Below are 21,447 nucleotides of genomic sequence, written 5' to 3'. Positions count from 1 at the left end.
TGAAAATGGGATCAGGAAGGTCTCCGAGGTTTTAACAAACTTTAATTTATTTGTTTTATCTGATATTCACATAAAATTAATTAGACCCATGAAGGGCTATGAATTAACCCTTTTGGGTCTATTATTATGTAAAGGAGAGTTATTGTTATGCACATGGGAGACGTGCTTATATCTCCGCAGGTTGGAGGGGTAATGCTGGCTGCGGCAGTTGGAACTGCAGCTTTTTCAATAAAAAAGGTGAGGGAGATGGATGAAAAGAAGCTTCCGTTAATGGGGGTAATGGCAGCATTTGTTTTTGCCGCCCAAATGATAAATTTCACCATACCCGGCACCGGCTCCAGCGGTCATCTTGGAGGAGGCCTGCTGCTGGCAGTACTTCTAGGACCCTCGGGAGGCTTTTTGTCAATGGCGGCCATACTGCTGATACAGGCATTGTTTTTCGCTGACGGCGGATATCTGGCCTATGGCTGTAATCTGATTAATATGGGCTTTTATGCATGTTTTATTGCATATCCGCTAATATATAAATTAATAACCAAAAACAAACTGTCCAGAACGAGAATTGTCATAGGAAGCATTGTTGCCAGCGCAGTGGGTTTGCAACTGGGTGCTTTCAGTGTGGTTCTGCAGACCCAGTTGTCAGGGAAAACCGAACTTCCTTTTTCACAATTTGTATGGATTATGCTGGGAATACATCTGGCCATAGGACTTGTTGAGGGAATCGTCACTGCAGCCGTTGTTTCATTTGTGTGGAAGGTAAGGCCGGAAATCATAGCCGAAGATGCCGGAAACGTCAGTAAAAAAGGAAATGGAACCGTTATTGCAGTTTTTGTGGCGGCAGCTCTGGCTCTGGGAGGTATAGTCTCACTGTTTGCCTCAGCCAATCCCGATGGATTGGAATGGTCCATAGGCAAGGTCACAGGTCAGGAGCTCACCGGAAATTCCGGTATCCATGCCGCTCTTGAAAAGGCTCAGGAAAAGATTGCCCTGCTTCCGGACTATGGTTTCAAGTCAGACGGAGAAAATGGAGGGGAGGCTGCCGGAACTGTGGTTTCGGGAATAGCCGGCTCGGCAGTAACCCTGGGGGTTATTGTGCTCATCGGCTTTGCAGTGAGAGTGTTTAAAAGGCAAAAGACAAGGCCGGGAAATTAGTTCTGTACGAACTTGCACACCGGCTTTACAGGAATAATTTTAATCGGAGAGTTTAAATGGCAGATATAATCAGCTCGGTTATGGAAGTAAAACATATAGACGAGCTTTCCAAGCAAAAAAACCTCATTAATGCTGTTCATCCCCTGGCGAAGCTGCTTTTGACGCTGGTTTATATTTTTGTGCTTGCATCCTTTGACAGGTATGAGGTTGCCGGTCTGCTGCCGTTTATACTCTACCCCGTGGTTGTTATAATTATATGTGACATACCTGTAAAAAACATATTTAAAAGAGTAGTTTTGTTGGAGCCTTTCATAATAATAACCGGTATATTGAATCCCGTATTTGACAAAAGTATTGTGGAAATAGGCGGTGTCGAAATTTCCGGGGGCTGGCTGACCTTCTTCTCACTGCTGCTCAGAAGCACCCTGATGATAACCGCAGGGTTTCTCCTCGTAGCCACCACAGGTATAGAAAATATAGCAAGGGCTTTAACCCTGCTCAGAATTCCAACGGTTTTTGTGCTTTTATTCCTATTGACCTACCGGTATATTTTTGTGCTGACGGATGAGGCAGGCAGGCTTTTGAAAGCCTATCACATGCGGGCTCCAAAGCAGTCCGGCGTCAGGATAAAAGTCTGGGGTTCAATGGTGGGACAGCTTCTTATACGGACTTATAACCGTGCCCAGACCATATACCAGTCAATGATACTTAAGGGCTATACGGGAAGGTATAATTCCGGGGAGGGAAGCGGTGTAAATACCCTTGACATAATTTACCCTGCCCTCTGGCTTTTGTTCATGGCGGCTGCCCGGCGGTTCAACATACCTCTTTTACTCTCAGGTCTATTGAACCAGCTTGTTTAAATACCTGTTGTCCAGTCTGAATATGATATACGAGCTCAACAGAGTTATGGAACAGGTGAGCAGGAACTCGGGAGTAGGCGGAAGCGAGAGGTTAAACAGCCTTGACAATAGCCTTGCGGCTATGAACATGTACAGCGGATGTGAATAATATATGAAATTGGCGCTGGTCTTGCAGAAACGGGCGGCCCTGCCGCTATTGGGCAGAGGATATCTCAGGCATACTGTCAGGACTGCCGCCAAAAGCGGATACAAAAATACTGAAGTTATAATATTGGCATTAAGTTTCAGGTTTCTCACTACAACAATTTCTGAAATATAAAGCACTGATGAAGCTCCAAGGGCAAAGATGAATACTTTGCCCTTTAATTTTTCAAGCTTTGGATAAATAATGTACAGCAAATAGCCCAGAAGGAAAAAGGGAAGTCCCATAAATAGATTTCGCCGGATTAGTTCCAGATGGGGGCTGTCGTAAACGGCTTTTACCGGCGGAAGGCTGGAGCCCAGCCCGTAGTAGGCCCCTGCCAGGCAGCCTGCAAGATAGAGTAATATTGATATGGCACACAGCAGCTTCATATGATTTTTTAACATTGTGACTGTGATAACACAAAATACCAGGGTGGGAAAAAACCAAAGCTGGTAATGGGAGCCTGTAATAAAGAAATCAAACAGGCTCCCTTTTGCAAATTGAACCAGAGAATAGTCATATCTGACTGCCTGGATAAAATCCACGAGAAAGTAAATAAAACTCCAGAGTACATAAATTGCTGCCAGACGCTTGAGATATTTAACAAATATTTTTTTGCCCTGCAGCAGGCTTCTTATGTAAAAATACCCCGAAACGGCAAAAAAGAAGGGCACTCCCAGCCTTGGAAACACATATGCGGCATAATAGCCCGCCTGGCCTTCAAATTCGGTAAAGGGTGTAGTATGTATTGCCACTACCATTATGGCACACAGCAGCCGCAGGATGTCTATGGAATTGTATTTTGACAGCCGGTAATCCCGTATGGCCACACTGTAATTTGAAGCAATTTCAGGTTTGGGTACACATTCATTATTTAAAATGGGAGTGCTCATAAGTTATATTCCTCTGCATGTACTTTGAGATTATAAATTTTGATGTTTCACCTGGGATAGTATAGCACAATAACTATAAGGCTGCCATGGATTTTTTTATATGCAGGGCGGCATGGAGGGATGGCCCGGCAAGCGGCGGGAAACGGGCTGCGAAGGGATATTGAGAAGACAGGAAGCTGTGGCCTGCTGCTAAGCCGGACTAAATATATTTTTTATTAATATTGATAAGTGCCTGATGATTTATTAGAATTAGTTTAGTGTTAAATAGCTTTAGACGGTATTATCATCGTATATGGTATTCCAATGCAGCTTGATTTGGATTATTATTGTTGAAAGGAAAGACAATGAGCCATCACAAGGTTGAACTTAAGGACGTGAGTTTTTCATATGCAGACGGACATCAGGCCCTGGACAAAGTAACTTTTCTTCTGGGGCATGGAGAGTCTGTGGGTATTGTCGGTGCCAACGGGGCAGGCAAATCAACGCTTTTGTCTGTGCTGACAGGAATACAGTTTCCTCAGCAGGGCACAGTCAGGATAGGAGACATGCCGGTCAATAAAAAGACTTTGCCCCATATCAGAAGAAGTGTGGGACTGGTATTCCAGGAACCGGACGACCAGTTGTTCATGACTACGGTGTATGACGATGTGGCATTTGGTCCGAGGAATTACAAGCTGGAGGAAGAAGAGGTAGGCATCAGGGTTATGGAGGCTTTGGAACAGGTGGGGATTTCCCATTTGAAGGACAGGCCCCCCTATAAGCTGTCAGGCGGGGAAAAAAGGCTGGCGGCCATAGCGGCAGTCATATCCATGAAGCCTGATATTCTGATTATGGATGAGCCTACGGCATCTCTTGATCCCAGGGCCAGAAGAAAAATAATGAATATTCTCAACGGCTTCAGCCACACTAAGATAATTACCAGCCATGACCTTGATATGATAATGGATATGTGTGCCAGGACAATTGTTTTAAAAAAGGGTGCTGTAGCGGCAGACGGTGACACAAGGCAAATATTGAGCGATGAAAGGCTGATGGAGGAATGCGGTCTTGAAATTCCCCTGGCTCTTCAGAATTGCCCTGTGTGCAGGTCGGCAAAAGAAAAAAACCTTGATGATAAATAATTTAAAATATATCAGGAAGTATAAGAAATGGAGAAAAGATGAGAATAGCAGTTGTTGACGGGCAGGGCGGGGGAATCGGCAAGCTCATTGTGGAGAAACTCAGAACCGCCTTTGGAAATGATGTGGGCATTATAGCACTGGGCACCAATGCCCTGGCTGCGTCGCTGATGCTTAAGGCCGGAGCAAATGAAGGAGCTTCCGGAGAAAATGCTATTGTATATAATGCTCCAAGGGTAGATGTGATTATTGGATCAATAGGCATAATAAGCTCGAATTCCATGCTGGGAGAACTGACTCCCGCAATGGCGCGGGCAGTTTCGGACAGCGATGCCGTAAAGGTACTGATACCGCTTAACCGGTGCAATATTATGGTGGCCGGCACGAAGGAAGAGCCGCTTCCTCATTATATCGATGATGCGGTGGAAATAGTGGGAAGGCTTTGGGAGGACGCAACTAAAGCTGTGAAGGCTCTCAATGGCTGACGGACGGGAAAGGGACGTGGGGGATAATATGTGTGAAGCAAATGTATACCTTCTGGATGAAGCAGGCAGTGAAGTATTGATTTTGGATTCTGTAGACAAGGTTATCCCCGGTGAAGACGGAATAACTCTGGAAAATATCTACAGTGAAAGAAAAACTCTGAGAGCAAGGATAAAACTCATGGAACTGGTGGAACATAGAATAATACTGGAGAATATAGACTAACTAATGCGCGGGACAGTGATGAATTTGTATTTTGGTATTTTCAGGTCGTTTTATTTTTTGGCGGGAACTTTTGTAAATATGTTTCCAAGGCTGTCATTGACTCTATATAACAGGGCCCTGAATATTTATCTGAAAAAAGGCCTGAACTATAATTTTGTTGAAATACTGCTTGATCTGGCAGTCAATCTGGACATTCTGGGGGAAACCCGGAAAGCGGTGCAATCCTATAAAAGAGTGTTGGAGATCAATCCTAATGAGGCTAGGGCGTATTACGGACTGGCCATTATTTATGACGATAGCAGGGAATTTGAAAAGGCCATCGAGTATTATAAAAAGTCCGTGGAATTGGACCCTTATTATTCAAAGGCCTATTTCTTCATGGCAAATGCATATGATGAAAGCGGTAAAAAGCCGGAAGCCGCAAAGTACTATGAACAGGCTGCGGAACTGGACCCAATGCACTTTTGGGCCTTTAACAATCTGGCGGCGGTTTATGAGGAGATAGGACAATACGACAAGGCTTTGGCTGCAATAAGAAAAGGTCTTGAACTGGAGCCCGAGCATTTCAAGGCATTATTTAATGCGGGAGTCATTATGAACAGGCTGGGCTACAGGAATAAGGCCATAGATTATTACCGGCAATCCATGGAAAGAAACCCCAGATATCCGTATACTTATCTGAACCTTTCCCTGATTTATACTGAGGACAAGGATTACCAAAAAGCAGTGGAGGTCATATCAAAGGGAATAAAATTTGCACCGGAAGCCTCATTTCTTCGGTACAACAGAGCGTGCTTCTATGTCAATCTCAACGAATACGAGCTTGCCTTGAAGGACTTGATTTGCGCCGCCGACATGAGCCGTGAGCTGGAGGAATATATGAAAACCGATGAGGAATTGGACCCTTTAAGGGAGCTGGGGCATTACAAAGAGCGCTTTGGAGTACGGGTTCAGTAGTGATGCTGCCCCATATTGTCAACCAAAATCATAAATGAGGTTGACAATAGCCTGAGATTTAGTTTACAATACCAATATTATTACATATTGGAGGAGTAACCCATGAAAAAAATTAATCCGATACACCTTATCCTGGCCGGACTCTTTGCAGCTTTGACTGCGGTTGGGGCATTTATCAAGATACCCTTGCCATACGTTCCCATTACACTGCAGGTCTTCTTCTGCCTGCTGGCAGGGCTTGTGCTCGGAGCCAGAGCCGGTTTCCTTTCCCAGTTGACCTATATTGCCGTGGGGCTTGTGGGGCTGCCTGTCTTTACCAGCGGCGGCGGTCCGGGCTATGTTTTGAACCCTACCTTTGGCTATCTGGCCGGCTTGATCATATGTGCATTTGCAGTAGGAAAATTAGCTGAGAGACTGACGAAAATTACCATAACCAGGCTGTTCCTTATCAACCTTATCGGGATTCTTATAATCTATGCAGTTGGAGTTCCCTACCTGTATCTGATAAAAAATCTGTACCTGGGAGCGGAAGCACCGCTGTCCAAAGTCATTTACGGCGGCTTTCTCCTCACAGTTCCCGGGGATATAATAAAAAGCTACATTGCAGCTTTGGTGGGAGTCAAACTCATACCTTATGTAAAAAATATGTTGACAAAATAAATATTTTGAGTTTACATTCTATATTGTTTGGTATAATAATAGGGCAAAGCTTAAAAGTTATGAAAGCAAGGCTGCATTATTACCACGAAATAATTTGACAGAGGAATATTATGCCGGATAATACATATGCAACTCAAAATCTTCTGGCACCGGAGCAGATAGCAGAACAGACGGTGCAAAACGGATATAAGAAAGCAAATACCAGGGTGTCGAGACTCTTTGTACTTGGCATACTTGCGGGAGCCTTCATCGCATTTGCGTCAGAAGGCTCTAATGCCGCAATCTACAACATTCCCTGGGCGGGTGTGGGAAAAGCCCTGGCAGGGGCAATTTTTACCACCGGCCTTATGCTGGTCATTGTGGCGGGAAGTGAGCTTTTTACAGGAAATACATTGATGGTGGCGGCACTTGCCCAGAAAAGAATAACGTTGCCGGGAATGCTGAAAAACTGGATAATAGTTTATGCAGGCAATTTTGCGGGGGCAATATTCATTGCGTGGCTTATTTTCCTGTCGGGACAGCTTGATTTCTCCAGCGGCCTGCTGGGAGGCTTCACCATAAAGACTGCCGCATATAAAATATCCCTGGGCTTCACAAAGGCGTTCATCCTGGGAATACTCTGCAACTGGCTGGTATCCCTGGCCGTGTGGATGGCCTATGGTGCAAAGGACATGACGGGAAGGCTGCTGGCCATATTTTTCCCCATCTGGCTGTTTATAACCTCGGGCTTTGAGCACTGTGTGGCAAATATGTACTATATTCCCGCGGGGATACTGGCAAAATCAAATCCCCAATGGGTTGAACAGGCCATTACCCTGGGTGCCACAGCGGAAAAGATTGATCACCTGACCTGGGGAAGCTTTTTTGCCAACAATCTGCTTCCTGTAACACTGGGAAACATTGTGGGCGGTGTGGTATTTACAGGTATGGCATATTGGTTTGTCTACCTTTACAGGAAAAACCGGTGATTTGCCCTTGGCCGTTTCGGAGGAAATAGAAGAGAAGTAGAGTCAACATATACAATATTGGCTCTACTTCCTCCTAAAAAAATTAATAATTTTTAAAATACTATGACAGTATTATTTTTTAAAATTTTTAGCTGTGACATATAATGATTCAACCGTGTCTCCATTAGATTTTGTTATTTTGTATTTTTTACCATTAATTCCACAATCGTTTTCACCCATAAAAGTTATATTAAAGGAATTCTTATAACCTTCATAAACTGCAAAAGAATATGTCCATCCATCTTTTTTGTCATCAGGTGCTTTTTCAAACTCTAGACTTGAGAAATAATTACGTATGTCGCTAATCATTTTTTTATCGGTAATAGTCACAATGTTTCCATTGCTTCCATTTATAATATCAATTTTGTCTATTTTATGCATATCGTTGCCGTAAAAGTTTGTAAACGTTTTGTTGCTGTTCTCGTTAACGAAATAAATTAAGCAAAGTGCAATTATTGTGATAATTAAGGCAGGTAGTGCGATATAAAACTTTGACTTTTTCATATAAACACCTCTACTAGCTTGGGACTACTGTCGTATACGCCCAAGAACCATGACAATCACCATACACAAATCTTGTTGGTAGATTAGTCCATCCATCAGCAATCCGTATGTATATATAATTATCAACCCATCCACTAATGTGATTCTACTAATTTTTTCATTTTTAGCTCCTTCTCAAAAGTTTTTTGCATTTAGATTTATGAGTATTTTCAAATTACATTGTCTAAAACCTGGTTTATTTTAACATAAAGTAAATAAATTTTTTGTCTATATTTGTGTCAAATATAATTTTTTATTTTAGGCTTATATCATTCAGGTTTATGAGGTACAATGGATAGCGTTATTTGGGTTTGCGAAAAGCTGGAATATTCAGTAATATATTATTGTAGTGTGGTAAATTAATATTTTCCTGATTGCGTAAAATAGCTGAAAGATAGAGCTAATAAATAACAGCATAGAAGGGGGACTGACTGAATTATGTCAAAAACTTTGGTACTGGCGGAAAAGCCATCTGTGGCAAGAGACCTTGCAAAGGTCCTGGGCTGCGGCCAGAACGGAAACGGTTTTATTTCAGGTTCGAAATATATTGTAACCTGGGCTCTGGGACACCTGGTAACACTTGCAGATCCCGAGGCTTATGGAAATAAGTATAAATCATGGAATCTTGAGGATTTGCCCATGCTCCCGGACAAGATGGAGCTGGTGGTCATAAAGCAGACCGCCAAGCAGTTCGCAGCGGTTAAAGCGCTTCTCCGCAGGGAGGATGTGGGCGAACTGGTCATTGCTACAGACTCAGGCAGGGAGGGAGAGCTTGTGGCCAGATGGATAATCCTGAAGGCGGGCTTTAAAAAACCCATAAAGAGACTCTGGATATCCTCCCAGACAGATAAGGCCATAAAGGAAGGCTTTGCAAATTTAAAACCCGCCAGAGAATATGACAACCTGTTCTATTCCGCACAGAGCAGATCGGAGGCAGACTGGCTGATAGGCCTGAACGTAACCAGGGCGCTTACCTGCAAATACAATGCCCAGTTGTCTGCCGGAAGAGTACAGACTCCCACACTGGCAATGATTGTAGCCCGTGAGGAGGAAATACGGAAATTTGTTCCCAGGGAGTACTGGACCATAACGGCGCAGTTTAACGGCTTTTCGGTCCAGTGGCAGGACCGGGATACAAACCAGACCCGCACCTTCAGCAAGGAGCAGGCGGACAGCATAGTCGGAAACATAACGGGGAAGACCGGCGAAGTACGGGAGGTGGCAAGGGATCTGAAAAAGGAGCTTCCGCCGCTGGCCTACGACCTTACGGAACTTCAAAGGGACGCAAACCGGAAATACTCCTATTCTGCAAAACAGACACTGAATATAATGCAGAGACTGTATGAGACATACAAGCTGGTTACCTACCCCAGAACAGATTCCAGATATATTACCGAGGACATTGTCCCAACGCTTAACGAGCGGTTGAAAAGCATAGCCGTAGGACAGTATGCAAAGCCGGTACAGGGTATTCTGAGAAACAGGCTCAGCGTTACAAAGCGTTTTGTGGACAACAGCAAGGTGTCAGACCACCACGCAATCATACCCACCGAGCAGTATGTAAACCTTTCTGCTCTTAATATTGAGGAGAGAAACATATACGATTTGATTGTAAAGCGCTTTATAGCAGTTCTCAGCAGCCCCTTTGAGTATGAGCAGACAATTGTAAGGCTGGATATAGGCGGAGAAAATTTTACCGCCAGAGGCAGGATAGTCAGGGCATGGGGGTGGAAAGCTGTCTATGAGGGCTTTGGGCATCTGGAAGACGGTGAGGAGGAGGACGAGGACCAGGCGCTGCCCGAGGTAGTCAGAGGGCAGAAGGCAAAGGTACTTGCACCCAAGGCCGTAAGCGGCAAAACCAAGCCGCCTTCCAGGTATACAGAAGCAACGCTTTTGTCCGCTATGGAGCACCCGGGAAAATTTGTTGAGAACAAAGCCCTGAAGGAGACGCTGGAAAGCACCAGCGGGCTGGGAACTCCTGCTACAAGGGCCGATATAATCGAAAAGCTGTTCAATACCTTTTACATTGAGCGCAGGGGCAAGGAAATCCACCCCACCTCAAAGGGGGTTCAGCTCATAGGTCTTGTGCCTGAGGATTTAAAGTCTCCTGAGCTCACAGCAAAATGGGAACAGCAGTTGTCACTCATAAGCAAGGGCAAGGTAAGTCCGGGCTCCTTTGTGGGTGATATGAAAGGCTATGCCGCACGGCTGGTTGGGGCGGTTATCGCAAACTCCGAACAGTTCAGGCACGACAATGTCACAAGGGAGAAATGTGCCGAATGCGGTAAGTTCCTGCTGGAGGTCAATGGCAAAAAGGGCAAAATGCTGGTATGCCCCGACAGGGAATGCGGCTTCAGAAAAAATGTAACTCTGATATCCAACGCCAGATGCCCTGAATGTCATAAAAAGATGGAAATCAGGGGTGAGGGCGACAACAAGTCCTTCTACTGTGCCTGCGGGTACAGAGAAAAGCTTGAAGCCTTTAAAAAGCGCAGGGGTGAGCAGGTGGACAAGAAAGAAGTGGCTAAGTACATGAAGCAGCAGGAGTCGGAGGAAAATATCAATTCCGCACTTGCAGATGCCTTGGCAAAATGGAAGGGATAGCAGCAGGGACCTGGTCAGCCGGGTCCGTCAATACAGGAGTTTATTTTTATTCTTTGGTTGCTTATGCAATTGACAGGTTAAATAAGATATAGTATTATCTTAATAATTTATATAGGAATACTAGGAATCTGTAACACCTGGAAGTCACATATTGCCGACGGTTAAATTCCTGCGCGGGTTTTCGTTGCCGTTCTTGCCAATACATACAGTATTGCCTTCGTCCTCCGCCTTACCCTGCAAAAATTTTCCACGCCGGCAATATACGTTTTAGATGTTACAGACCACTAGTACAACATTCGATAAATAGGGCGCATAAATTTGGAGGAGATTTTTTGGAAATACAAGGCGGAGGAGTGCGGAATAATTGCTTTATTTCAATCAAGAATAACTATGTTATTCTTTTTGACAACGATGTAGTTCGAAAAAATATACCCGAATTATGTGCCAGGATTTACCGAATGCTGTACTAGAGATTTTAACAGAGAGAAGGAATAATACATGGGCATATACGATAAACTGGATAATCTCAAAACCATCATTAAAAATCAGAAAAGCGCAGTAGTGGCCTTTTCAGGAGGTGTGGATTCCACCTTTCTGCTGAAGGTGTCGGCAGAGGTGCTGGGAACCGGAGTGGTGGCAGTTACCGCACATTCCTCCACCTATCCTGAGAGGGAATTGAAAGAGGCAATTGAGTTTGCGGAAAACAACGGTATAAAGCACAGGGTTATTACCTCGGAGGAACTTGAGGTGGAAGGCTTTTCGGATAATCCTGTAAACAGGTGCTACCTTTGTAAAAATGAGCTTTATGAAAAAATAAAGGCTGTAGCCGACGAAGAGGGAATGGAGTGCATTTTTGAAGGGTCAAATGTAGATGACCTGGGAGACTTCAGACCGGGTATGCAGGCTGTAAGGGAGCATGGCGTAGTCAGCCCCTTAAGGGAAGCCGGACTTACAAAGGAAGAAATACGCGCGCTCTCAAGGGAGATGGGACTTAAAACCTGGGACAAGCAGGCTTTTGCCTGTCTTTCTTCAAGATTTCCCTATGGTGAAAAGATAACCAGGGAAAGGCTTCGCATGATAGACCTGGCAGAGCAGTTTCTGCTGGATTTGGGCTTCAGGCAGGTCAGAGTGAGATTTCATAAGGATATAGCAAGAATCGAGGTAACCCGGGAGAGCTTTGAGAAAATAATTGAACCTGAAATCAGAGAAAAGATATATACGGAATTCAAAAAAATCGGCTTTATGTACACGGCTCTGGACTTGAAGGGCTATAGAGCAGGAAGCATGAACGAAGGACTCAGCCAGGCGGACAAGGCCTGATAAGAAACGCAGGAAGCTATTTCATAGCTTGGGAGGTTAATATGGAAACACATGACAGCTACAGCGGAAAAACTCATATTGAAACCAAAGTGGTTCATGGCTGCAAGGGCTATGACTCAAACACAGGGGCTATAAGCTTTCCCATATATCAGAGCGCGACCTTCAGGCACCCGGGGTTGAACCAGTCCACAGGCTATGACTATTCCCGCCTTCAAAACCCCACCAGGGAAGAACTGGAAAATACCATGGCCATTCTTGAGAACGGCAAATACGGTTTTGCATTTTCCAGCGGTATGGCTGCAATATCCTCGGTGCTGAAAATGTTTTCACCCGGACAGCACATAATTGTTTCCGACGACCTGTACGGAGGTACCTACAGGATATTTGAAGAGGTATACAAAAATTACGGCCTGGAATTCAGCTATGTTGATACCAGCGATGCAGAGGCAATTGAAAGGGAATACAGAGCCAATACCGCCGCTGTTTTTATTGAGACGCCCACCAATCCCATTATGAAGGTTGCGGATATCGGTCGGATTGCCGGGATTGCAAAAGCCAGAAATTCAGTATTTATTGTTGACAATACCTTCCTCACTCCGTATTGCCAGAGACCGCTGGAATTGGGAGCAGACATTGTGGTGCACAGCGGAACAAAGTATCTGGGAGGGCACAACGATACCCTGGCAGGTTTTGTGGTTTTAAAAGACCAGGAGCAGGCTGAAAGGCTCAAGCTCATTCAAAAATCCGAGGGAGCCGTACTTTCCCCCTTCGATAGCTGGCTGCTGCTCAGAGGCATAAAGACCTTGAGTGTAAGGCTGGACAAGCAGCAAAAAAATGCTTTGGAACTGGCCGGATGGCTTAAGGGGCACAAAAATGTAAAAAAGGTTTATTATGCAGGTTTGCCTGAACATGCAGGCTACAATATTTCTCTTAAGCAGGCAACCGGCTTCGGGGCAATGATTTCCTTCGAGGTGGCTTCGGCAGAGCTGGTGGAAAAAGTACTGGGCAGAATAAAGGTCATACTGTTTGCAGAAAGTCTGGGAGGAGTGGAAAGCCTGATAACATACCCCATGCTGCAGACACATGCCGCGGTGCCTGAGGAAATCCGCAACAGGCTGGGTGTCAATGACAGGCTTTTGAGGCTTTCTGTGGGAATTGAAAATGTGGAGGATCTTATTGCGGATTTGGAGCAGGCACTTGAAGCATAGAAAATACTGCTGAAAAAGCCCGGCATAAGCCGGGCTTTTGGCGGACTTCAAAACGTATATCCAGCATGGACAATTACAACGCCGCCCTGGATATTTAACCGCAGCATGTATGAATTCAGATGTCACACTATATATAAAACATGAAATCCTCGCTGTTTTTTACCTTGTCAGCCTCTGAGACAAGGTCCCCCAGGGTTACTTTTTGCAAAGAGGATATGACAGCATTGTCAAGACCGCCCCAAACCAGATTTTTAAGTACGTTTTCTATTTCCATTGCCGAATCTGAAACTGAGCGCTCTGTTTTTTCAAACAGGCTTATTTCCACAGCCTGCAAAATTTCCAATATGGTAATTTTATCAGCAGACTTGGAAAGCTGGTAGCCTCCCTGGGAGCCCTTGATGGAAGTAACCAGCTTGGATCTTTTTAAAAGGGAAAAAACCTGTTCAAGATATATTTTGGATATTCCCAGCTTTTCTGCAATGCTTATAACCGTAACAAAATCGCCGGTACTGCCAAGTTGGGCAACACTAATCATTGCTGCCAGGCCGTATCTGCCTTTTGAAGATATTCTCATATATTCCTCCACTGCGTTTTCACGCATCACCGATTGTATGCTGCCAATTATGTGCAATAATACAAATAATATGTCATAGTAATTATATATGTTTTATTAAAACACATATAATTGAGCGTGTCAACTTATTTGAACAGGCGAGAATACTTTATTTTAGGGTTATTTTCAGAAATTCCAGACAAATGCTGGTAAACCGCTGTTTACATTGACAAAGTGCCACCTGCCAAATATACTTTTATTTGGGGTAACGAGACAATCCATAGTATTCATATATGATTTATAAAAAATATATTGACAAATGGTTTTTGGTAATCTATACTATAAAAAACCGACAGAAGACATATATGAATTATATGAATACTTGTGTTTATTATGGTAACTAATTTATTATGTTGGCTGATCCGGTACGTCAATAGGGTATGGCGCATACCTGTGAGTTTATTGATGTACAAGGGAGTACTGGAGGTTGTATGCATACAAGGAAGCAGATAATTGAGATCAAGGCACTGACCAAAATATTTTCTCTCAAGGACAAGGAAGTACGGGCATTGGAGAATATAGACCTTTCCATTGAGGAGGGGGCGGTATTCGGTATTATTGGGATGAGCGGCGCCGGTAAAAGCACCCTGGTGCGCTGTATAAACTATATTGAGAGGCCTACCGGCGGAACTATAATAGTTGACGGTAAAGATCTTTCCAGATTGAATGAAAGCCAGTTGAGGGATGTAAGGCGGTCAATGGGAATGATTTTTCAGCAGTTTAACCTGCTTATGCAGAGAACTGCTGAGGAGAACATAACTTTTCCTCTTGAAATTTCAGGTATGAAGAAGAGGGAGGCCAGGCAGAGGGCCAGAGAGCTGCTGGAAACAGTGGGTCTGTCGGATAAGGCTGCGGCATACCCTGCGCAGCTTTCGGGAGGACAGAAGCAGAGAGTAGCAATTGCAAGGGCTCTGGCTACAAATCCCAAGGTGCTTTTGTGCGACGAAGCAACTTCAGCCCTTGATCCTGCCACAACAAAGTCAATACTTGAACTTTTAAGGGACATAAATAAGAGATTGGGAATCACCATAGTAATAATTACACATGAAATGAGCGTCATAGAGCAGATTTGTACGCATGTGGCGATTATAGATGAAAGCGGCATAGCTGAAACGGGTACGGTTGCCGAAGTATTCTCACACCCAAAGACTGCAGCCGCTCAGAGACTGGTATTTCCAGATGGAAAGAGGATAGGGCAGTATCTGGGGAAACGCCTGTGCAGAATAGTTTTTGAAGGCAGTTCCTCCTTTGACCCCGTCATATCAAGGATGATTCTTGAATGCAGGGCCCAGGTCAATATTATGTTTGCAGATATGAAGGATATTGACGGGAAGGCTTTTGGACAGTTGGTCCTGCAGCTTCCCCAGGATGATGAGGTATCCGACAGGATAATACGTTACCTGAAAACTCAGAATCTGTCAGTTGAGGAGGTGAGATAATATGTGGGATGGTTCAACCGTGGCAATGATAGCAAAAAGCCTCCTTGAGACACTTTACATGACTGTGCTGTCAACCTCCCTGGCTTATGTCCTGGGACTTCCTCTGGGAGTTTTGCTGGTAATAAGTGAAAAGAACGGCATATTGCCTCTTCCGAAATTGAATAAGCTGCTGAATCTGGTAGTAAATGTTGTCCGCTCCGTTCCATTTCTCATTCTGCTGATAGCAGTCATACCCTTTACCCGCTTTGTAATCGGAACAACCATCGGCTCAACTGCTACGGTGGTGCCTCTGGTAATTGGAGCCGCACCGTTTATAGCCAGGCTGGTGGAATCCTCCATAAAGGAAGTGGATAAGGGCGTTATCGAAGCTGCAATCTCTATGGGCTGCAGTCCTTTTCAGATAATATGCAAGGTAATGATACCTGAGGCTGTACCCTCTCTGATAGTGGGAGCTGCCATAGCCACAACCACAATTCTGGGTTACAGCGCCATGGCCGGCATAGTCGGAGGCGGGGGACTGGGCGATACAGCCATCCGATATGGATATTACAGGTATCAGAAGGATATCATGGTTGTAACAGTGGCCCTGCTGGTGGTAGTTGTCCAGGTTGTACAGGAGGCAGGTATGAAAATAGCCCGAAGGCAGGATAAGAGGAAATAAAGCTGTGGCAAGCCTGAAGCATCGGAACAAGTGGCTTTGCCGCTTTTACTCCAGTCAGCCATAGCCATAAATATAAAAATAAAAATATATAATTAGGGGGACGAGTCAATGAAAAGAAGATTATTAGCATTAGTACTTACATTAACCTTTGTTGTGGCAGGAGCTCTGACAGGCTGCGGTTCAAAATCAGAGAAGCTGGTTGTGGGAGCTAGTCCTTCACCGCACGCAGAAATACTCAAAGAGGTGCAGGGCATACTTAAGGAGAAGGGTATAGAGCTTGAAATAAAGGAATTTACGGATTATGTACAGCCAAACCTGTCCTTGCAGGATAAGAACCTTGCTGCAAATTACTTCCAGCATAAGCCTTATCTTGACGATTTCAATGTAAAAAACAAAACGGATTTAGTTTCCGTGGCACAGATACACTATGAGCCCCTGGGAGTTTATCCGGGCAAGGTAAAATCCCTTGACGGCTTAAAGGACGGTGCAACAGTTGCTGTTCCCAATGATACCACAAATGAAGCCAGAGCACTCATCCTGCTGGAAACCGCCGGTCTGATAAAGCTTGATCCCAAGGCAGGCTTTAACGCCACAGTCAAGGATATTGCAGAAAATCCCAAAAAGCTACAGATAAAGGAGCTTGAGTCGGCACAGCTTACCAGGGCTCTTCCGGATGTTGACCTGGCAGTAATAAATGGAAACTATGTGTTAGAAGCCGGCTTTAATGTCAATACTGATGCCCTGGCAAAGGAAGAACTTGATTCCGATTCGGCAAAGACCTATGCCAATATAATAGCCGTGCGCAGGGGCGATGAGGGCAGAGAGGATATCAAGGCCCTGATAGAAGCTCTCAAGAGTGAAAAGGTGAAGAAGTTCATTGAAGAGAAATATAAGGGTTCTGTTGTCCCATTATTCTAAGATAATAATAAAAGGCTTATAAAAAAAGGCTTCTGCCCGGGTGAAAGCTCTCCCCCGGGGTCAGGAGCCTTTTGCTTTCCCGTTTGAAAAGGCAGTCTGAACCGGCCTTAAGGTATTTTAAAAATAATTGACTTCCGGGCAGGAAAAGGATATAATATTAAAATATAACATACTAAACTTATATGAATTATATTAGTTCTTGAATTATAAATAAAATAGTGCAGGAGGCAGGTAGGCATATGCTATATAAGAGCCTGATTGAGCTTATTGGAAATACTCCCTTACTGGAACTGAGCAGATATAACCTGGAAAATTCCATCCATGCCAGAATTCTTGGAAAACTTGAGTATTATAATCCCCTGGGCAGTGTGAAGGACAGAACTGCATATTCAATGATACGGGCTGCCGAGGAGCAAGGCATTATAAGTAAGGATACGGTGATAATCGAGCCCACCAGCGGCAATACAGGAATCGGGCTGGCATTTGTGGCGGCAGCCAAAGGCTACAGGTTGATTATCACACTTCCGGAAAATTTCAGCCTGGAACGGAGGAGTCTGCTCAAGGCTCTGGGTGCTGAAATTGTTCTGACACCCGGTGCGGATGGGATGCCGGGTGCAATAGAAAAGGCCCGCAGGCTGGCTGCGGAAATACCCGGTGCCTTTATGCCCCAGCAGTTCGATAATCCTGCAAACCCTGAGATTCACAGAAGAACAACTGCAGAGGAAATATGGAAGGACACCAGCGGAGAAGTTGACATATTAGTTGGAGGAGTTGGCACGGGAGGAACTGTTACCGGTGCCGGAGAGGCCTTGAAGGAAAAGAGGCCCCAACTGAAGGTTGTTGCAGTAGAACCTTATTCTTCACCTGTTCTGTCGGGCGGTAAAAAGGGCCCCCACAAAATTCAGGGGATTGGAGCAGGCTTTGTTCCCGGGGTATTTAATGCAGATGTGGTGGACGAAATTTTCAAGGTGACCAATGAGGAGGCTGTCAAAACCTGCAGGAGACTGGCAAGGTTGGAGGGACTGGTGGTTGGCATTTCCTCCGGGGCGGCGGTTCATGCGGCCACGGAAATAGCAAAAAGACCCGACAGCAGGGGCAAAACAATAGTTGCAGTGCTTCCGGATACGGGAGAAAGGTATCTTTCAGACAAGCTATACGGTGATTAGCCGGAAATAAGCTGTTTTTAATGCAGGCAGCCGGACAGGAGGACAAAAATATAAGTATTCCGGCTGCTCCTTCTGGAATGCGCCCGCCGGAATACTTATAAGCAGCAATCATTTCATTGCTTCGGCAGAATAGGTATTGTCCACCACCTTGGAGTAGGGGGCCTTTTGCTTCAACTGCCCGGCCTTATCCATAACGGTCTGGAGAAGCTGGAAGGAGGCTTCCTTCATCACCGGGTCCTTGCACCAGGCATCAATGGCCTGATATCTTTGGGCAACGGTTGTCAGAACCTCCGCATCGGTGTCCGGAAAAGAAGCTTTTACGGCTTCAGCGATCTCCTTCGGAGAATGTGTATCCACCCATTGCTGGCCCTTGTAGACAGCTCTTGTAAACTTCCGGATGATGTCCTTGTTTTTCTCTATGTAGCTTTTCTTTGCAAAATAGGCGGTATAAGGAATCTCACCGCTTTCCTGACCTACCGAGGCCAGAATATAGCCCTTTCCCTCTTTTTCCAAAAGTGAGGCTGTAGGTTCAAACAGTGTGACATAGTCACCCTTGCCCCCTGTAAAGGCTCCTGCCATCAAAGCAAACTGGATGCTGGTGTCTACCTCTACATCCCTGCCGGGCACCAGCCCGTTTTTGTTGAGCACGTATTCAACAGTCATTTCGGGTACTCCGCCCTTGCGGCCTCCTATTATGTTCTTTCCCTTGAGATTGCTCCATTTGAAGCCGGCTTCAGGTTTTCTGCCCACCAGAAAAGAGCCGTCCCGCTTGGTTAATTGTGCAAAGACGACGGAATAGTCCTCCTTGCCTTCGTTATAGACGTATATACTTGCCTCCGGGCCTGCCAGACCTATATGGCACTGGCCGGACAAAACTGCGGTCATTACCTTGTCTGCACCCTGACCGTTCTGCAGCTCCACTAGAAGCCCCTCCTCCTTGAAAAAGCCTTTTTCCATGGCCACATACTGGGGTGCGTAAAATACCGAGTGTGTTACTTCGCTTAAAATCACTTTTGTCTTCCGCGAGTCGGTTCCACATGCGCAAATAGCCACAGCTACGCACAATAGAACTGCTAGTACGAGGCATATCCTTTTCACAGCCACCTCCTATCTGCGTGCGTCTGCACGCTTTTACACAATGCTTTATTTTTTACACCGCCGAAACAGTTGCCGGCAGCGAGAATTTATCCCTTGCAATTGCCGGGAAGCTTAAATGCGGCTCTTTAAAAAAAGCTGCTGAACCAGTACCACAGCCTTATACATAATGCCTGCCGCCATACAGAGTATTATCACGCTGGACATTACCAGATCAAGCTGAAAAACCTGCCCGCCGTATACTATCAGATAGCCCAGTCCCGCTCTGGAAACCAGAAATTCTCCAACAATAACCCCCACCCAGGATAGTCCCACATTGATTTTCAGGGAATTCATTATCACCGGAAGATTTGCCGGCAGTACAACCTTTGTGAATATTTGAAGCTTGCCTGCTCCGAGGGTTTTTACCAGCTTAATCTGCTCCTGGTCGGTAGAGGCGAAGCCGTGCAGAACCTCCAGAATTGAAACCACCAGTGATATGGCAAGAGCGATGACGATAATGGAAGTTATTCCTGCCCCGAACCACACAATAAAGATGGGTCCAAGCGCTATTTTGGGAAGGCTGTTTAAGACAACCAGGTAGGGCTCAAGCACCTTTGTCAAAAATTCCGACCACCAGAGTATTACCGCTATAAAGGTTCCCAGTATAGTACCCGATACAAAGCCTGTTACCGTTTCAAGGCAGGTGACTCCCACATGGTGGAAAAGCTGGCCTTCATTATATAGTCGTATAATTGTATTTATGATTCTGGTGGGCTGGCTGGTTATAAAGGGGTCGATAATCCCAAGCCTGGCTGTGATTTCCCATTGGGCCACAAAGATAATCAGTATCATTACCTGTGCAAGGCTTATCAGAAGCTTTTTTCTCCTGCGGCCTCTCAAGTACTCCAGCCTTTCTTTGGAGGGCTTTATATCAACCGCTTTAGACATGGACATCCAGCTCCTTCCATATTTTATTGAAATAATACCTGAATTCGGGAGCTTCACGGCTTAAAAAAGGTGTTCTTTCCGGACAGGTAAGCTTTATATGGTGGATACTCTTAATAGTTGCGGGCCTGCCGGTTAAAACCACGACCCTGTCGGCCATGCTTATGCTTTCTGCTATATCATGGGTTACAAGTACTGCGGTCTTGTTCTCTTTTTTTATTATGGAATAGATATCTTCTGCAACTGCAAGCCTTGTCTGATAATCCAGTGCGGAGAAGGCTTCATCCAGAAGGAGGATTTCCGGCCTGAGGGCAAGAGTCCTGATAAGGGCGGCTCTCTGCCTCATACCGCCTGAAAGCTGGGAGGGGTACTTGCTTTTAAAATCCAGCAGTCCATAGGTTTTCAACAAACCGTTCATGTATTTGATATTTTCATCGGTTCCAGCCCTGCTTATTTCCAGCCCAAGCATTACATTCTGTTCAATTGTCCTCCACTCAAAAAGGTAGTCCTTTTGAAGCATATAGCCAACCTGGCGGCTGGAAGAAGTGGTTTCCTTCCCGTGTATGAGAATGCTGCCGGAGGATGGCTTTACAAGCCCTGCGATTATTGAGAGCAGAGTGGATTTCCCGCAGCCGCTGGGTCCTACGATACAAATGAACTCACCCTTTTCCACCTGAAGGCTCACATTTGTGATGGCAGGTATCTCGCCATTGGGTGACTGATAGTTCATGGCTATATTGTTTATTTCTACTATGTATGGCAACTTGCAACAGCTCCCGCCACCGAAGTGCTGAAATATTTCTATTACAGTATATAGGTACAAAGCGGATTTGGTTAAAGTTTTTTGAACTGTCAAGTAAAAAGCAGATAAACAAAAAGCCCATCATATGCTGATGGGCCGGCAAGGCAGGCTGGATCGCTGACAGCTATCTATTTCTTTTTGCAGCAATATTCTTTTTTACTTACTCATTTGTTGCATACCGCACAATCTTTGATATAAGCTGTTTTTTCAGGTTGCATAATAAAGTTACTACGACAAATATAAAAAGCCTGTTTATGCACCCAAGCTAATGCAAACTGTCCACCCTATTTTTCTACCCGCTTTACATAGATGAGTTACGGGGTTATAAACGACTCCGTTAAAACATTACCAATGAATCAAAGAAAAGACAGCCCGTGAATCCTTTTAACCTATTTGCACAACACAAAACACTGATTTATTGTAATCTCTAATTTCAACTTTATATTTAAAGAAACAGAAATTGACAAACGAAAATGTCACTTTATATTTTTTATAACTTTCTCGAATTAATATCCTTTTTATTTTCTAATTATTCTATATTGTATTTTTCCCTATATTTATTTAATAACTTATTTAAAGTTTCCTGTTTATCTGTATAATCTTCTATAA

General features: G+C 44.8%; 21 protein-coding genes. 15 read left to right on the top strand and 6 right to left on the bottom strand.

The features are described 5' to 3' along the window. The first annotated feature begins 147 nt into the window (after window positions 1-147). Entirely contained in the window at window positions 148-1,152 is a 1,005-nt protein-coding gene (locus CLHUN_RS08140; RefSeq protein ID WP_080064093.1) for an energy-coupling factor ABC transporter permease, read from the top strand. A 56-nt stretch (window positions 1,153-1,208) separates the two neighbouring features. Beyond that, complete coding sequence (gene cbiQ, locus CLHUN_RS08135; RefSeq protein ID WP_080064092.1) at window positions 1,209-2,015, top strand: cobalt ECF transporter T component CbiQ; 807 nt, start codon at window positions 1,209-1,211, stop codon at window positions 2,013-2,015. Here the strand turns inward: cbiQ and CLHUN_RS08130 are convergent. Further along, window positions 1,995-3,092, bottom strand: a complete 1,098-nt coding sequence (locus tag CLHUN_RS08130; protein ID WP_080064091.1) for an acyltransferase family protein — start codon at window positions 3,090-3,092, stop codon at window positions 1,995-1,997. The genes cbiQ and CLHUN_RS08130 overlap by 21 nt on opposite strands. A gap of 344 nt (window positions 3,093-3,436) precedes the next feature. Here CLHUN_RS08130 and CLHUN_RS08125 point away from each other — a divergent pair, with 344 nt between their 5' ends. The 6 genes from CLHUN_RS08125 to CLHUN_RS08100 all read left to right on the top strand — a co-directional run bounded on the left by CLHUN_RS08125 (window position 3,437) and on the right by CLHUN_RS08100 (window position 7,503). Next, window positions 3,437-4,213: an energy-coupling factor ABC transporter ATP-binding protein gene (locus CLHUN_RS08125; protein ID WP_080064090.1), complete on the top strand. Its 777-nt coding sequence runs from the start codon at window positions 3,437-3,439 to the stop codon at window positions 4,211-4,213. A gap of 38 nt (window positions 4,214-4,251) precedes the next feature. After that, window positions 4,252-4,695: a DUF3842 family protein gene (locus CLHUN_RS08120; RefSeq protein WP_080064089.1), complete on the top strand. Its 444-nt coding sequence runs from the start codon at window positions 4,252-4,254 to the stop codon at window positions 4,693-4,695. Further along, window positions 4,688-4,918 carry a CooT family nickel-binding protein gene (locus CLHUN_RS08115; protein WP_479692027.1) on the top strand — a complete coding sequence of 77 codons (231 nt, stop codon included), beginning with the start codon at window positions 4,688-4,690 and terminating at the stop codon, window positions 4,916-4,918. The genes CLHUN_RS08120 and CLHUN_RS08115 overlap by 8 nt, the downstream gene beginning before the upstream one ends. A gap of 18 nt (window positions 4,919-4,936) precedes the next feature. Next, complete coding sequence (locus tag CLHUN_RS08110) at window positions 4,937-5,875, top strand: tetratricopeptide repeat protein (protein WP_080064088.1); 939 nt, start codon at window positions 4,937-4,939, stop codon at window positions 5,873-5,875. Between the two features lie 102 nt (window positions 5,876-5,977). Beyond that, complete coding sequence (locus CLHUN_RS08105; RefSeq protein WP_080064087.1) at window positions 5,978-6,535, top strand: biotin transporter BioY; 558 nt, start codon at window positions 5,978-5,980, stop codon at window positions 6,533-6,535. Between the two features lie 110 nt (window positions 6,536-6,645). Continuing rightward, window positions 6,646-7,503, top strand: coding sequence for a formate/nitrite transporter family protein (locus CLHUN_RS08100; protein WP_080064086.1), 858 nt, complete (start codon window positions 6,646-6,648; stop codon window positions 7,501-7,503). Window positions 7,504-7,614: 111 nt separating this feature from the next. Here the strand turns inward: CLHUN_RS08100 and CLHUN_RS08095 are convergent, their stop codons facing one another. Then, a complete protein-coding gene (locus tag CLHUN_RS08095) occupies window positions 7,615-8,046 on the bottom strand; it encodes a hypothetical protein (RefSeq protein ID WP_080064085.1) in 432 nt (143 codons plus the stop codon). A gap of 477 nt (window positions 8,047-8,523) precedes the next feature. Between CLHUN_RS08095 and CLHUN_RS08090 the strand changes: the two genes are divergently transcribed. From CLHUN_RS08090 to CLHUN_RS08080, 3 genes are all read left to right on the top strand, one after another. Further along, window positions 8,524-10,689 carry a DNA topoisomerase III gene (locus CLHUN_RS08090; RefSeq protein ID WP_080064084.1) on the top strand — a complete coding sequence of 722 codons (2,166 nt, stop codon included), beginning with the start codon at window positions 8,524-8,526 and terminating at the stop codon, window positions 10,687-10,689. A 498-nt stretch (window positions 10,690-11,187) separates the two neighbouring features. Beyond that, window positions 11,188-12,009: an ATP-dependent sacrificial sulfur transferase LarE gene (larE, locus tag CLHUN_RS08085; protein WP_080064083.1), complete on the top strand. Its 822-nt coding sequence runs from the start codon at window positions 11,188-11,190 to the stop codon at window positions 12,007-12,009. 41 nt (window positions 12,010-12,050) lie between these two features. Continuing rightward, complete coding sequence (locus tag CLHUN_RS08080) at window positions 12,051-13,217, top strand: trans-sulfuration enzyme family protein (protein ID WP_080064082.1); 1,167 nt, start codon at window positions 12,051-12,053, stop codon at window positions 13,215-13,217. Window positions 13,218-13,344: 127 nt separating this feature from the next. On the opposite strand, the gene CLHUN_RS08075 is transcribed toward CLHUN_RS08080, so the two are convergent. After that, window positions 13,345-13,791: an RrF2 family transcriptional regulator gene (locus CLHUN_RS08075; protein WP_080064081.1), complete on the bottom strand. Its 447-nt coding sequence runs from the start codon at window positions 13,789-13,791 to the stop codon at window positions 13,345-13,347. A 470-nt stretch (window positions 13,792-14,261) separates the two neighbouring features. Here CLHUN_RS08075 and CLHUN_RS08070 point away from each other — a divergent pair, with 470 nt between their 5' ends. The 4 genes from CLHUN_RS08070 to cysK all read left to right on the top strand — a co-directional run bounded on the left by CLHUN_RS08070 (window position 14,262) and on the right by cysK (window position 18,014). Continuing rightward, complete coding sequence (locus CLHUN_RS08070) at window positions 14,262-15,269, top strand: methionine ABC transporter ATP-binding protein (RefSeq protein ID WP_080064080.1); 1,008 nt, start codon at window positions 14,262-14,264, stop codon at window positions 15,267-15,269. A 1-nt stretch (window position 15,270) separates the two neighbouring features. After that, window positions 15,271-15,930, top strand: coding sequence for a methionine ABC transporter permease (locus tag CLHUN_RS08065; protein WP_080064079.1), 660 nt, complete (start codon window positions 15,271-15,273; stop codon window positions 15,928-15,930). 108 nt (window positions 15,931-16,038) lie between these two features. Next, window positions 16,039-16,848, top strand: coding sequence for a MetQ/NlpA family ABC transporter substrate-binding protein (locus CLHUN_RS08060; protein WP_080064078.1), 810 nt, complete (start codon window positions 16,039-16,041; stop codon window positions 16,846-16,848). Between the two features lie 239 nt (window positions 16,849-17,087). Beyond that, entirely contained in the window at window positions 17,088-18,014 is a 927-nt protein-coding gene (gene cysK / locus CLHUN_RS08055; protein ID WP_080064077.1) for a cysteine synthase A, read from the top strand. 108 nt (window positions 18,015-18,122) lie between these two features. Here the strand turns inward: cysK and CLHUN_RS08050 are convergent, their stop codons facing one another. From CLHUN_RS08050 to CLHUN_RS08040, 3 genes are all read right to left on the bottom strand, one after another. Further along, a complete protein-coding gene (locus CLHUN_RS08050) occupies window positions 18,123-19,112 on the bottom strand; it encodes an ABC transporter substrate-binding protein (RefSeq protein ID WP_080064076.1) in 990 nt (329 codons plus the stop codon). Between the two features lie 111 nt (window positions 19,113-19,223). Next, window positions 19,224-20,045 carry an ABC transporter permease gene (locus CLHUN_RS08045; RefSeq protein WP_080064075.1) on the bottom strand — a complete coding sequence of 274 codons (822 nt, stop codon included), beginning with the start codon at window positions 20,043-20,045 and terminating at the stop codon, window positions 19,224-19,226. Further along, on the bottom strand, window positions 20,032-20,799 hold the full coding sequence (locus CLHUN_RS08040; protein WP_080064074.1) for an ABC transporter ATP-binding protein: 768 nt from the start codon (window positions 20,797-20,799) through the stop codon (window positions 20,032-20,034). Before CLHUN_RS08040 ends, CLHUN_RS08045 begins: the two co-directional genes overlap by 14 nt. Window positions 20,800-21,447: the final 648 nt, after the last annotated feature.

Source organism: Ruminiclostridium hungatei, from assembly GCF_002051585.1.
Classification (GTDB): Bacteria; Bacillota; Clostridia; order Acetivibrionales; family DSM-1351; genus Ruminiclostridium; species Ruminiclostridium hungatei.
Note: the sequence above shows the minus strand (reverse complement) of the source record. Positions and strands in the feature narration are given on the sequence as shown.